Source organism: Mucilaginibacter sp. P4_C11 (assembly GCF_056402115.1).
Genome location: NZ_JBFUIA010000029.1, coordinates 84,556 through 97,476 on the forward strand (window position 1 = coordinate 84,556; position 12,921 = coordinate 97,476).

General features: G+C 43.6%; 11 protein-coding genes. 3 read left to right on the forward strand and 8 right to left on the reverse strand.

Annotated features, from left to right (window positions below; all coding sequences use genetic code 11):
- Positions 1 to 62 precede the first annotated feature (62 nt).
- From argC to AC1DU2_RS23380, 6 genes are all read right to left on the reverse strand, one after another.
- Positions 63 to 1,061, reverse strand: a complete 999-nt coding sequence (gene argC, locus AC1DU2_RS23355; protein ID WP_477387272.1) for an N-acetyl-gamma-glutamyl-phosphate reductase — start codon at positions 1,059 to 1,061, stop codon at positions 63 to 65.
- Complete coding sequence (locus AC1DU2_RS23360; RefSeq protein WP_477387274.1) at positions 1,039 to 1,392, reverse strand: cupin domain-containing protein; 354 nt, start codon at positions 1,390 to 1,392, stop codon at positions 1,039 to 1,041. Before AC1DU2_RS23360 ends, argC begins: the two co-directional genes overlap by 23 nt.
- Entirely contained in the window at positions 1,389 to 2,585 is a 1,197-nt protein-coding gene (argG, locus tag AC1DU2_RS23365) for an argininosuccinate synthase (protein ID WP_477387276.1), read from the reverse strand. Before argG ends, AC1DU2_RS23360 begins: the two co-directional genes overlap by 4 nt.
- 35 nt (positions 2,586 to 2,620) lie before the next feature.
- Positions 2,621 to 2,986, reverse strand: coding sequence for a four helix bundle protein (locus tag AC1DU2_RS23370; protein WP_477362141.1), 366 nt, complete (start codon positions 2,984 to 2,986; stop codon positions 2,621 to 2,623).
- A gap of 103 nt (positions 2,987 to 3,089) precedes the next feature.
- Complete coding sequence (locus AC1DU2_RS23375) at positions 3,090 to 3,731, reverse strand: GNAT family N-acetyltransferase (protein ID WP_477362143.1); 642 nt, start codon at positions 3,729 to 3,731, stop codon at positions 3,090 to 3,092.
- A gap of 570 nt (positions 3,732 to 4,301) precedes the next feature.
- Entirely contained in the window at positions 4,302 to 4,565 is a 264-nt protein-coding gene (locus AC1DU2_RS23380) for a CHC2 zinc finger domain-containing protein (RefSeq protein WP_147060594.1), read from the reverse strand.
- 212 nt (positions 4,566 to 4,777) lie between these two features.
- Here AC1DU2_RS23380 and rhaM point away from each other — a divergent pair, with 212 nt between their 5' ends.
- The 3 genes from rhaM (at position 4,778) to AC1DU2_RS23395 (ending at position 8,876) form a co-directional block, all read left to right on the forward strand.
- Positions 4,778 to 5,092, forward strand: a complete 315-nt coding sequence (gene rhaM, locus AC1DU2_RS23385; protein WP_477387278.1) for an L-rhamnose mutarotase — start codon at positions 4,778 to 4,780, stop codon at positions 5,090 to 5,092.
- Between the two features lie 147 nt (positions 5,093 to 5,239).
- A complete protein-coding gene (locus AC1DU2_RS23390; RefSeq protein WP_477387280.1) occupies positions 5,240 to 8,056 on the forward strand; it encodes a glycosyl hydrolase in 2,817 nt (938 codons plus the stop codon).
- 10 nt (positions 8,057 to 8,066) lie between these two features.
- Entirely contained in the window at positions 8,067 to 8,876 is an 810-nt protein-coding gene (locus tag AC1DU2_RS23395; protein WP_477387282.1) for a rhamnogalacturonan acetylesterase, read from the forward strand.
- A gap of 188 nt (positions 8,877 to 9,064) precedes the next feature.
- Here the strand turns inward: AC1DU2_RS23395 and AC1DU2_RS23400 are convergent, their stop codons facing one another.
- Positions 9,065 to 11,077, reverse strand: coding sequence for an FAD-dependent oxidoreductase (locus AC1DU2_RS23400; protein ID WP_477387284.1), 2,013 nt, complete (start codon positions 11,075 to 11,077; stop codon positions 9,065 to 9,067).
- A 42-nt stretch (positions 11,078 to 11,119) separates the two neighbouring features.
- Entirely contained in the window at positions 11,120 to 12,520 is a 1,401-nt protein-coding gene (locus tag AC1DU2_RS23405) for a glycoside hydrolase family 88/105 protein (protein WP_477387286.1), read from the reverse strand.
- Positions 12,521 to 12,921 lie beyond the last annotated feature (401 nt).

Consider the following 12,921-nt stretch of genomic DNA (forward strand, 5'->3'; position numbering starts at 1 on the left):
TTTGTTAATTATCGGCAACAGCTTTTATTTTCAGCTTTAGGCTTTAGGCCTTCGGCTTTTAGCTAAAAAGCGGTCGCCTTAAGTCGTAGTCCTGCGCGCTCGTCCAGTCCGAATATTAAGTTCATGTTTTGTACTGCCTGGCCCGATGCGCCTTTAAGTAAATTATCCATAATGCTGACAATGAATATTTTATTGCCATGTTTTTGCACTTGAATAAAGCATTTGTTGGTGTTTACAATTTGCTTTAAATCAATATTCCTGTTGGTTACGTGGGTAAATGGATGCCCCTCGTAATAGTTTTGATATAGCGTTAAAGCTTCATCTTCGCTTAAATCGCTTTCTGTGTATATCGATGCGATAATACCACGTGTAAAGTCGCCGCGGTAAGGCACAAAGTTGATGGCTTTATCGAAACCAGACTGTAGCTGCTTTAAAGATTGGCCTATCTCATTCAAATGCTGGTGATTAAACACCTTGTAAACAGATAAGTTATCATTACGCCATGTAAAATGCGAAGTGGCTGCCAGGCTTTGGCCTGCGCCTGTTGAACCGGTAGTCGCGGTAATGTGTACCTCGTTGTTTAACAATCCTTTTGATGCCAGGGGCAATAATCCCAATTGCAAACAAGTAGCAAAACAACCCGGGTTGGCTATGTTTTCTGCCGTTTTAATGGTCTCCCTGTTTAACTCAGGCAAACCGTATGTGAAGTTTTTATTTTTTACTTTTGAATTTTGACTTAAACGAAAGTCCTGGCTAAGGTCAATAATCTTTACTTCGTCTGGAATCTCATTCGCGTCCAAAAACTTTTTAGCATCGCCATGGCCAACACAAAGGAATAACACATCTATATTAGTATTAAACTCTGCGGCGAATTTCAGGTCGGTATCACCAAATAAATCGGTATGTACCTCGTAAATATAATTGCCTGCATTGCTGTTGCTATGTACAAATGCAATATCAACGTTAGGGTGGTTAATGAGAATACGCAGCATTTCGCCGCCGGTATATCCCGCACCGCCAATAATGCCTGCACGTATTTTATTTAATGTTGATCCTGTCATTATTTGTTGATGGATATGAATATAAAATAAACTCCAGGTCACTTTGATCATAATTGCTGATGAAGTGTTTTTGCCCTGGTAATATTTCGATGCCCTGCTCTGGCTTTAAAACGGTTGTTTCTCCATCAATGGAGAAAGTTGCCCGCCCTTTCAAAATAAAGAACAATTGAGTTGCCTTTTCATGGTAATGTAATTGTTCGGCCGTATCTGGCGGCATTAGCTCTTGTTTTACAGATAATGCATCTGTATCAACAAAAGTCCAGCCGTGGCAGTCATCGCCCCAGTTATAATGCTTCAGGCATTCTCCTTTTGAAAAGGTTACGTTTATCATTTGCTTTCGCCGTTTACTTTGTGATAGATCATTACCTGGTTGCCAAATATTTTAGAAAAGCCTTTAACGTCTTCGCCGCTCCAGGAATTATTCATTTCGCCGTAGCTACCAAATTTATTCGACATCAGATCATGATCCGATTCAATACCTACAACCTGGAAACGGTATGGGTGTAATTGCACAAATACTTTACCGCTTACGTTTGCCTGGGTATCGCTTAAAAATGCCTCCATGTTGCGCATAATTGGGTCATGGAACTGGCCTTCATGCAGCCAGTTACCGTAGAATGCAGAAAGCTGATCTTTCCAGGATAGCTGCCATTTGGTTAGCACGTGTTTCTCTAAAGTATGGTGAGATTTTATAATTACCATTGGCGCAGCAGCCTCAAAGCCTACCCGTCCTTTAATACCAATAATGGTATCGCCAACGTGAATATCCCTGCCAATGCCATATGGCTGCGCTATAGCCTGCAAAGCCTGGATGGCTTTGGTTGGGTGATCATATTTCTCACCGTTAATACCAACTAATTCACCTTTTTCAAATGTAAGCACAAGATCTTTCACTTCAGATTCGGTTACTTGAGTTGGCCATGCTTCTTCAGGTAATCCTAAGTTTGATGTTAAAGTTTCTTTACCACCTACAGATGTACCCCAGATGCCTTTGTTAATTGAATACTTAGCTTTCTCGAAGTTCATTTCCACACCATGATCTTTCAGGTATTGGATTTCCTCTTCACGGCTTAATTTTAAATCGCGGATAGGGGTGATGATCTTAACTTCGGGAACCAGGATGTTAAAGATCATATCAAAACGTACCTGGTCGTTACCTGCACCGGTGCTGCCGTGGGCAACAAACTCGGCGCCAATTTCTTTGGCGTAGTTAGCAATGGCAGTAGCCTGGCTCACACGCTCGGCACTTACCGAAAGCGGGTAGGTATTGTTTTTTAAAACGTTACCATAAATCAAAAAACGAACACAGGTATCGTAAAAGTTTTTAGTTTCATCAACCACATGGTGCGATGTAACGCCCATTTTATAAGCGCGTTCTTCAACCCCTTTTAGTTCTTCGTCGCTGAAGCCGCCGGTATTTACAATTACCGAATGAACTTCATAACCAAGGTCCTGTGTTAAATATATACAGCAAAATGAGGTGTCTAATCCGCCGCTGTATGCTAATACTACTTTCTTTTTCATTCTTTTTTTAGAGGTAAAAGGTTAAAGGCGAAAGGTTAAAGGTTTTCGCCCCGTAAAAATTTTATGAAGCCAATTAACATGGCTTTTATCTCGTTTATTGCTGTGTTAGTATTTTCATAAATTTCTTTTGATATAAATCCCAAGTCATAAATCAGGTAACAAGTATATTCTACTTCATGCGCAGATCCTAAGGCATTGTCAAGATAATGAACAAAATCACGATCCGTATTTTTCCCACAACCTTCTACAATATTCAAAGGAATGGAGTATGTTGATCTGCGCAATTGGTTGGTTAAAGCAAATCTTTCTTCTACAGGCATTATTGGTAGAATATCGGCATACACCTGCTTGGTAAGCAAATGTGATTTTTTCCAAACATCTAACTTTTTATAATCCCTCATTTACCTTTACTTTTCCTTTTAACTATAGTTAGTTCTACCTTTTGCCTTTGACCTTTCACCTATCGTTTTCTGCCTTTTACCTTTGCCCTTTCGCCTTTCACCTCTAATCGTGGTGAATTCGTTTCTTAATTGCATTTTCTATCCTTTCAAGCAGCGTTGCCTTGTGCGTAATGCGTTTCATCTTTTCCTCGTCCTGCTTCATTTTTTCGGCAGGATCAAAAAGCATGGCGGTGCACATGCAGTTTTTGCGGCCTTTGCTCATCAGGATGTCGTAGTTAACRCAGCTTTTGCAGCCGGCCCAAAAGTTTTCGTCCTGGGTAAGCTCGGAGTAGGTTACTGGTTCGTATCCAATTTCTGAATTTATTTTCATTACCGCCAGGCCTGTGGTTAGCCCGAATATTTTGGCTTCGGGATATTTTTTACGCGAAAGCTGGAAAATAGCATGTTTTATAGCCTTTGCAAGTCCCACTTTGCGGAAGTTGGGGTTAACAATCAGGCCTGAGTTGGCAACAAAGTCGCCGTGGCTCCAGGTTTCAATGTAACAGAAGCCGGCCCAGGTACCGTCTTTATGCAAGGCGATAACTGCTTTGCCTTCCAGCATTTTGTTGGCAACATATTCTGGCGAGCGTTGCGCAATACCCGTTCCGCGCGCTTTGGCCGATTCGGCCATTTCATCGCAAATCATTGTGGCGTAATCTACATGCTGTGCTGTAGCAACCTGAATATCAAAATCTTGTATGGTCATTTAAATAGATAATTACCGTTAAATTAATTGGCTTTTAATCGCCTTAATAATTAGATGGCTTTTTTACAAAGAAGTTTAATAAAATCTTTGAGGGGTTAGTACGGGAAATTAATTCAAACCCTTGGCATATAGGGCCTTCGTCGGGAAGGGCAGGATAAAAAAACAGTTGAACCCAAAGCAGCGGCAATGGGAGCAAATGATGCTCTTGTTGCGGGCTTATTTAAGCTTGGTTGATTCATTTTTTTGAGGTATTACTGTGTTTTTAATTTGGGTGCAAATTAGGCCATAAATTTTTACTTATACAAGAAAAAACTTACTTTATAACATTTAAATGGAATTGAGGTAATCTGGCCGATATTATCCCTTTGAAAAACAGTAAAATAAAGTTATCGCTATTTAATTCTGGCGGGCCATGAAATGCTGTGAAAATGATACACAAATACTCAAAATTATGCCAAAAAGACAATACAAAAGTTCAATTAATTTCAACTTTTGTGATACTAATTAACACTTTTACGCACCTACCGATAAATCAATGAATTTGAAGACGGGCCAGTGTGCCCGATGACTTTATTTTCCCTGCGCGATGAGCCCGATGGCGTCCTCCCGCGATTTGTTTTCAATGGCCATCACAAATTCTATCGGGCCGCCGCCTTTGCCGCAGCCGAAACATTGGAACATATTTTTTTCTTCGTAAACCATTAATGAGGTAGCCTGGTCTTTGTGGAAGGGGCACTTACCTTTAAGCGCTTTCCGGCTTACTTCGAGCAGGATATATCTGGAGACGATTTGTACGAGGTTGGGTTGGACAGGGGTAGAGATAGATTCTGACATAAACATATAAGATGGGCGAAAATAAGAATTAATCTGCCAGGGGCTAAAACTTTTCGTTACTTAATCAGGATGCCCCGGGATTGTTAACTGAAGAAAGAGAAAGAATACTTATTTTGGCGAAGCGCAAATCTGTTTAAATATATAAGCCATTTTTTTTGGACTAAGCGTATATCAGCAACCGATTGTCGTATTTAACCTTTTAACATTTACCTATGGATCGCGTAGCATTTAAAATGAAGCTTTTTCCCGGCTTCGAGCAGGAGTACAAAAAACGGCATGATGAAATATGGCCCGAATTATCGGCACTGCTAAAAGATGCCGGGATAAGCGATTACGCCATCTTCCTGGATGAGGACACCAACAGCCTGATAGGCGTTTTGAAAGTAGCCGATAAGGCCTTGCTGGATACTCTGCCTGCAAGCCCCATTATGCAAAAATGGTGGGCCTATATGGGCGATATTATGGAGAGTAATCCCGATAACTCACCGGTGAGTACCGCGCTAAAAGAAGTTTTTTATTTGCCGTGATGGTTTAGATATTTTGAAACTTCTCGCGTTTACGCGGCCGGAATTGCCAAACAAGAAAAACTACATGTCGGTGTTCAACAGAAACTTCCAAATAGTCGTTGTTTTGGTGCTTTTAATAAGTGCCGGAGCAGCAAATGCCCAGGTAACGTGGCCGTAGTTACCTGGCAAACCAAACCCTGGGCCCGCTGGTGCTGGGAGGGCGGTGCGGTAAACAAAAAGGACCTGGCCTGGAATATGCAAAGCTATCATGACGCTGGTTTAGGCGGAATGGAAATAACACCCATATACGGTGTAAAAGGGCATGAAAGCGAGTTTATACCGTATTTGTCGCCGCAATGGGTTGATATGCTGAAATATACGCTACAGGAGGCTAAGCGGTTAGATATGGGCATCGACCTGGCCAACGCCACAGGCTGGCCTTTCGGTGGCCCCTGGGTAACAGACCAGGATGCGAGTAAGGAGCTATTCTGGAAAAGCTATGACCTGAAGGGAGGGGATAAATTAAATGAACCTGTTGTGTTTATACAACAACCCCTGGTACGGGCCGACGGCCAGGCGCCAAAAATCATCGACCTGGTTGAACCCATCAGTAGTAATACAAACCTGCAATTGATGGCGCTTGACCAGGTACGGTTTGAAAAACGCTTACCGCTCACCGTTTTAATGGCCTACGATGGCAAAGGGCGGGCCCTGAACCTGACCGATAAAGTTGAGCCCGATGGCAAACTAAGCTGGACGGTACCTGCCGGTAACTGGAAGCTATACGCGCTTTTTATGGGATGGCATGGTAAAATGGTGGAGCGGGCCGCCCCCGGTGGTGAGGGCTATGTGATTGACCACTTTTCGAAGCCGGCGCTGGATCATTACCTGGATAGGTTTAACCAGGCATTCAAAGGACAGGATGTAACTGGCATCCGTGCGTTTTTTAATGATTCGTACGAAGTTGACGATGCCCGCGGGCAATCAAATTTTACACTGCAGTTTTTTGATGAGTTTGTTAAACGCCGTGGCTACGATCTTCGGGATCATTTAACGGCCCTGTTTGGTAACGATGGAAAAGAAAATAATAACAGGATATTGTGCGATTACCGTGAAACCATATCCGATTTGTTGCTTGACAATTTTACCAAACCCTGGCACGAGTGGGGTAAATCAAAAGGCGCTTTAATCCGTAATCAATCGCACGGTTCGCCATCCAATATACTTGATCTGTACGCGGCTGTTGACATTCCTGAAACCGAGGGGGATGATATTTTGCGCTTTAAGTTTGCCACCTCGGCGGCACACGTTACCGGTAAACTGCTGGCTTCGTCCGAGTCGGCAACCTGGCTTAATGATCACTTTTTGACCTCTTTAGGCGATGTTAAACAGGCTATTGATAAATATTTTGTTGGCGGTGTTAACCATATTTTTTATCATGGTATCAGTTATTCACCAAAGGATGCGCCATGGCCCGGCTGGTTGTTTTATGCCGAAGTACATTTTAACCAGACAAACCCATTCTGGAACAATTTTTCAACCCTTAATGAATATATAACCAATTGCCAGTCGTTTTTACAGCAAGGCAAGCCTGATAACGACGTATTGGTTTATTATCCCTTGTTCGATAGTTTTTCGGAACCCGGCGAAAAAGGTTTACTTAAGCATTATGATGCCATGAAACCCGATTTTAGCGGTACCGGTTTTGAAAATTCAACCCGGGAGATGCTAAAAAAGGGCTACACTTTTGATTTTATATCAGATAAGCAGATAATGGGGCTTCAAACTTCCGGAATCAACATTGCCACCGGCGGGGTAAGTTACAAGACTATTTTATTACCCGATTGCAGGTATATCCCGTTGGAAACATTCCATAAAATAATGGATATGGCAAAGGCAGGAGCAACAGTGGTGGTGTATAAAAACCTGCCAACAGATGTGCCTGGATATGCCCGTTTAAATGAGCGCGAAAAAGCATTTCAGGATTTACTGGCCGGGTTAAACTTTATCCCGGCGGTCAATGGGGTTAAAGCGGCTGCCATTGGCAAAGGCAGGTTTTTAATTGCTGATGATATAATGCCCTTGCTGGATGCCGCGGGAATAAACAGGGAGCGTATGACTGATGATGGCCTTCAATTTGTACGCCGAACCTACAAAAGTGGCAACAGCTATTTCATCGCCAACAATAGCGATAAAGCCATAGATGGTTGGGTGGACCTATCCGTTAATGCAGCATCAGTAGTTGTATTTGATCCAATGACAAAAATTTACGGATTGGCGATGAGCTGGAAACAAGGCAAGGGCCAAACCGGTGTTTACCTGCAATTACAACCCGGACAAAGCTGCATTTTGCAAACGCTACCTGCAAAAATTAATATCACAAATTATGAATATTACCAGCGTGCAGGTAAACCGGTAGCTGTAAATGGAACGTGGACGCTTGCGTTTACCCAGGGTGGCCCAACCCTGCCGCACCCGGTACAAATCGACGACCTCAAATCATGGACGGCGTTAGGGGGCGATGATTTTAAAGCTTTCTCCGGAACAGGCAGCTATTCAATCACTTTTAAAAAACCGGCACAAAATGCGGTAGCCTGGCAACTGGACCTGGGCGAGGTGCATGAAAGCGCCGAAGCTTATCTTAACGGTAAAAAGTTAGTAACGCTAATCGGTCCGCCATATGTAGTTACCATTCCTTCGCGGCAATTAAGGTTCATTAACCAGTTGCAGATAAAAGTGACTAACCTGATGGTTAACCGCATTATAGATATGGATAAAAAGAATATGCCGTACAGGGTATTCTACAATACCAATTTTCAATCGCATAGTCCTGGTTCCAAAGGCCCGGATGGGCTTTTTACCGCGATAAACTGGCAGCCAAAGCCATCTGGTTTGTTTGAGCCGGTTAACCTGAGGCCGGTTAAATATTTGTTTATTAAACCGGGCCATCCTAATAATCCTCTAAATAAATATCTTAAAAACTAACCGGTAAGCTATGATGAAAAACTTAATGGGTAAAAATGCAGGCTTAAGCTTATTGCTGATAGTAGTGATGATGCTGTCTTCTTTTATGCTGATAAAACCAGCCGATAAGCCAACATTTTACGTGATCGGCGATTCAACCGTGAAGCATGGTAAAGGTGTAGGCGATGGCGGTTTGTGGGGGTGGGGCGACTTTATGGCCCAGTATTTTGATACAACCCGGATAGCAGTTGAAAACGATGCCCTGGGTGGCACCAGTAGCCGCACTTTCCAAACCCTGGGGCTATGGGACAAGGTGCTGGCAAAGGTAAAACCCGGCGACTTTGTAATTATGCAATTTGGCCATAACGATGCCGGCGTATTGGATGATACCGCCCGGGCACGCGGAACCATCAAAGGTATTGGCCCCGAGCAACAGGAAATATACAACCCGGTACGGAAAATACAGGAGGTGGTACACACCTACGGCTGGTACATGCGCAAGTATATTGCCGATGTAAAGGCCAAAGGCGCAACGCCAATAATTTGTTCGCCGGTACCGCGCAATTTTTGGAAAGAGGGCAAGTTTGCCGGCCGCAGGAACAAGGACAGCTACGGCCAATGGGCCAGTGAAATAGGTGAAGAAACCGGAACCTATTTTATCCATCTGAATAAAATGATAGCCGATGATTATGAAGCCGAGGGCGAGGCAAAAGTAAAGTCGACCTATTTTGGTACCGATGCTACCCACACATTTGAACCAGGTGCGCAGTTAAATGCAAAAATTGTAATCCAGGGCATTAGGTCGTTAAATACTTTGGCGTTGAATAAATATTTGAAGTAGTAACTGTTATGACATTGTCGCAAATGGGGCTGTAGAGACGCATAATTTGCGTCTCCCCCAGGACATTCAGGCTTTGCCAGGCCGATTTGCATGTGTGATTTGCATGCGGGAGACACAATTATGTGTCTCTACATTGATTGAAAAAATAACTTTGATAAACAGTAACTTATAATTTGTGCTGCTTCCAGCTACCTTTCAGGTACAAAAAGCACAGCATCTGCAACCGTGGCCCCGTCGGCATTTTTGTTGGAGATTTGTACGTAAGCCTGCTTGCTTTTTGATAAACTGTATAATCCCAAAGCAACCCATTCACCCGATGCTTGTCCTTCAACCTGGATAGCTGCCTGGTCAATTGTTTTTTCAGTTGCGTTTGTTCCGTCAAAAACGGTGATCTGCGTTTTTGCTGAAGCATTTTTAGTTTTTGGGAAATAAACGTACACGTTATAGCTACCATCTTTAACAATAGCCGGTTTGAACTTAACTGAATTAAGCGCGCTTGTTTTGGCCGTATCAATAAAATAAGTTGGACCGTAACCACCCGATTGTGCAACTTTCCAATCGCCGGTTATTTGAACGTGAGCGATATCATCATTATCAACCAATACCTCGGGTGTGCTGCCATTTGCAAGCGGATTGCTTTTCAATAGTTTCTGCACCGCTGTAATATCCACCATTTGCACGGGTATTTTTCTGTCAATAGCCTGGCAGGCGGCAACGGCAGCCGACTGGCTTAATACCATAAAAACAGGTTCCATACGAATGGAACCGTAAGCAATGTGCGAAGCGGAAAGACAAACCGGCACTAAAATATTTGAAGCCTCTGCCGGTTTTGGAACAATGGCCCTGTATGAAACCGGGTAGGGGCCAAAACCGCCCACTTCAACATTGCCTTCATTTTTAACCATCCCATCAACCACCTGCCTGTCGCAATTGTGCGAGTCCATGGTATAAGCGGCCATGCCGATACCATCATTGGCAACCTCTTTTCCCTGGCAGTATTGCTGGGTCATTACCAACTGGCCTACCATCCTGCGGGCCTCCCTGATATAAAGCTGGGGAGTCCAGTTTCCATGATCTATATATTCGTCTTTTGGATAGCCCCATTGTTTCATTTCATTACGTATGTTAGCCGGTATCCGCGGATCGTTACCAAGAAAATATAGAAAGCCTTTTGTATAGGTTTCATGCACTTTCTGGATTTTTGATCTTGTTTCATAATCAGCTTCGGGGTAATCCCAGTTCATGCCTATCATATCGGTAGAAAAACCACCTTTATTATTAATGTCAGTCTTCCCATTAGGCATTTTGCTTATGATCAGCACATCGTTAATTGATTTCCAGGGCGCTTTTTCCTTCAAGCGAAGCAGCAATTCATATTTTTGAGCATCGTAGTTTTGCGGCCTGGTAATGTCTATCCGATTTTCAGGTATGTTGGTTAAGGTAATGCGGAAGTTATAAGCCTGTACCTTTTTATCTCCAGAGCCATTTGCCTGTAAGCTGGTGTTAGCTATCCCCCATAATAAACCGCTTTTTGGGTCGCCGGGTATTTTATAAGGGTCAATACCCTCGGGAAACTGGTGACCATCCATTAATTCAACACCGTTTATGGTTTCATGGTACTGGCTGTTTGCCTCCCGCCCAACCGTGTAAGAAACACCCGAGCGGGCCATCAAATCACCTTCGTAGGTGCAGTCAATAAATTCCTTTGCTTTAATAGTTATATGGGTGTCGGCGGTTGGGTTCAACGAATTTTCAACTAGCATTCCGGTTATCATATTACCGCTCTTATTTACTTTGATAAGGCGGTTTCCCATTAAAACAGTAAACCCCGCCGTTTTTGCGTATTCGTTAAAAATAGCCTCGGCCACTTTTGGCTCAAATATCCATTGCTCAAATTTTCCGTAATGCTGCCCAATCTTCCTGTAAAAATCCCTGGCCAGGCCGGTCACCACATATTTATTGCCGATGTCGGTATAGCCTAAGCCACCCGATGTCATGCCGCCCAAATGATTTCCGGGCTCGACCAATACTACTGTTTTGCCCAATTTTTTTGCTGTATAAGCCGCAATTACCCCCGCGCAGGTGCCGCCATATATACAAACATCGGTTTCAATCGCTTTAGTGCTTTGTGCGCTGACGGGCAGTATCGCACAAAAATGAGCTACTATGATTAAAAGGATAATTACTTTAAAATTTTTCATGGTTGATTGTTTAAAGGTCAGGCACCGCAATACCGGCTATATTTATTTGGGTACCTGCACCGCACTGTCATTAATTACAAACGGGTGCTGTTGCAGCATACGGTAAACTTCGGCCCCTGCCAATAATACCGGGCCGTAGCCATGTGCGGCATAGTTGTTTACCGGCCGATAGTAATAAAAAGCAGGATCGAACCCCATACCTGTACCCACGCAGGTGCCTTCTACCTGGCCCTTACTATTTACCCTGGTGCTCACCGCGTTCCAGGCAAGCAGTGTCGCAGGGCCGTAAGCTTTGGCATCCAGCCAGCCCTTGTTAATGGCCCTGGCAAAGCAATAGGCGTAAATCGCTGTAGCCGAAGTTTCAAGGTACGAATCGTTACGGTCAAGCAGCTGGTGCCAAAAACCGGTTGCATCCTGGCGCTGCGCAAGGCCGGCTGCATGTTTTTTTAGCATTTCTAATAAAACCGCTCGCCCGGGATGGTGGTTCGGCAGCGCGTCAAGTAATTCAATGGTAGTTAAAATAGCCCAGCCATTTGCCCTGGCCCAATGAAACTGGGGGTGCGGGTCCATATCCTGAACCCAGCCATGCATAAATAATCCACGTTCAGGGTTAAACATTCGTTTGCTGAATAATTGGTACTGCTTTACTGCTTCGTCAAAATACTTTACGTCGCCGGTAAGCGAGCCCATTTGTACCAAAGCCGGAAGGCTCATATACATATCATCAAGCCATAGGGTATTTGGATGTGGCCGGTTGCGTGCCAGCGTTCCATCGGCCAGGCGAAATTGTTTTGTGAGGATATAATTGATGTAGTTGTCAATTATCGGCCGTAAATCTGCCTTTACGGTCCCGGTTTTTACAGCTTTGATCATCGCCGCAGCCATTGAGCCCGCATCGTCAAGCGCCTCGGGGGCAATTACCGACTTTACAGGCGTTACTGCCTGAGGGGATGTTTTGAGGTAGGTTTTAAAGGCAGCAACAGCGTTACCAATATAACTCAACCGGTTTACGGTATAGTCTGTAAATTTTTTATCCCCGGTTGCTGCGCCTGCTTCCAGCATCCCGGTGTAAGTTACACCCCATTCATAGCTGATCAGCCTGAAATCGCCATCGGCAAAAACGCTATTGGCGTTTACGTTGGCCAAATTATTGATTGCCTGACCGCCCGGTTTGTCAATGAGCTGATAGGGGGTAACCGCATCCAGGTAATGGTATACTTTATTCAGCACGGCTTTAACATCGGCTTGTTTGGTTTCCCCGTATGGTGTTATATAAGCAGGCTTAAGCAAATGTAAGGGAGCCGTTGCATCGTTGTTTTTCGAAGCCGTAGTTTGACCATAGGATGCAAATGATATTGTTTGTATTAAAAGCGTAATAACAAAGCAGTTTATAACAAATTGCAAAAGCAGGCAATTGCCGGTTGTACTGTTAGGTTGGCTCATGAAATAATGTAATTGGTAGTTGGTTGATGTATTCGGTTATAAAGTTATGATATTAGATGTTCTGGAGGGAACATTAAGTCAAAAATCAAAAATCAAAATTCAAAATTCAAAAAGGTTTTTTGGTCTAGTGGTGAGAAGCTTTCTAAAAATAAAAAACAGACCGTCATTGCTTTGTGCTTACTCATCACATGTTGGATTTTCGAGGTGCGTAGGCCTGTCTCCCTGAGTAACCTTTATTTGCGCACAAAAGATTGCATTGTAAATGACACTTTTTTTTCAATTGATAATCAGTAAGTTATAAATGCGTCAACGGCGACTTATCGAAGGGTCGCGCGTAGGGGCCTTTGCCCGCTATGGTTCGACAAGCTCACCATGACAGCCCTTTTCACGATGTCATTGCC

What these genes read in the sequence shown, in the direction of transcription:
- AC1DU2_RS23395 (WP_477387282.1), top strand. Translation starts at nt 8,067, where the DNA reads ATGATGAAAAACTTAATGGGTAAAAATGCAGGCTTAAGCTTATTGCTG.
- AC1DU2_RS23380 (WP_147060594.1), bottom strand. Translation starts at nt 4,565, where the DNA reads ATGTCAGAATCTATCTCTACCCCTGTCCAACCCAACCTCGTACAAATC.
- AC1DU2_RS23405 (WP_477387286.1), bottom strand. Translation starts at nt 12,520, where the DNA reads ATGAGCCAACCTAACAGTACAACCGGCAATTGCCTGCTTTTGCAATTT.
- AC1DU2_RS23400 (WP_477387284.1), bottom strand. Translation starts at nt 11,077, where the DNA reads ATGAAAAATTTTAAAGTAATTATCCTTTTAATCATAGTAGCTCATTTT.
- argG (WP_477387276.1), bottom strand. Translation starts at nt 2,585, where the DNA reads ATGAAAAAGAAAGTAGTATTAGCATACAGCGGCGGATTAGACACCTCA.
- rhaM (WP_477387278.1), top strand. Translation starts at nt 4,778, where the DNA reads ATGGATCGCGTAGCATTTAAAATGAAGCTTTTTCCCGGCTTCGAGCAG.
- AC1DU2_RS23360 (WP_477387274.1), bottom strand. Translation starts at nt 1,392, where the DNA reads ATGATAAACGTAACCTTTTCAAAAGGAGAATGCCTGAAGCATTATAAC.
- AC1DU2_RS23370 (WP_477362141.1), bottom strand. Translation starts at nt 2,986, where the DNA reads ATGAGGGATTATAAAAAGTTAGATGTTTGGAAAAAATCACATTTGCTT.
- argC (WP_477387272.1), bottom strand. Translation starts at nt 1,061, where the DNA reads ATGACAGGATCAACATTAAATAAAATACGTGCAGGCATTATTGGCGGT.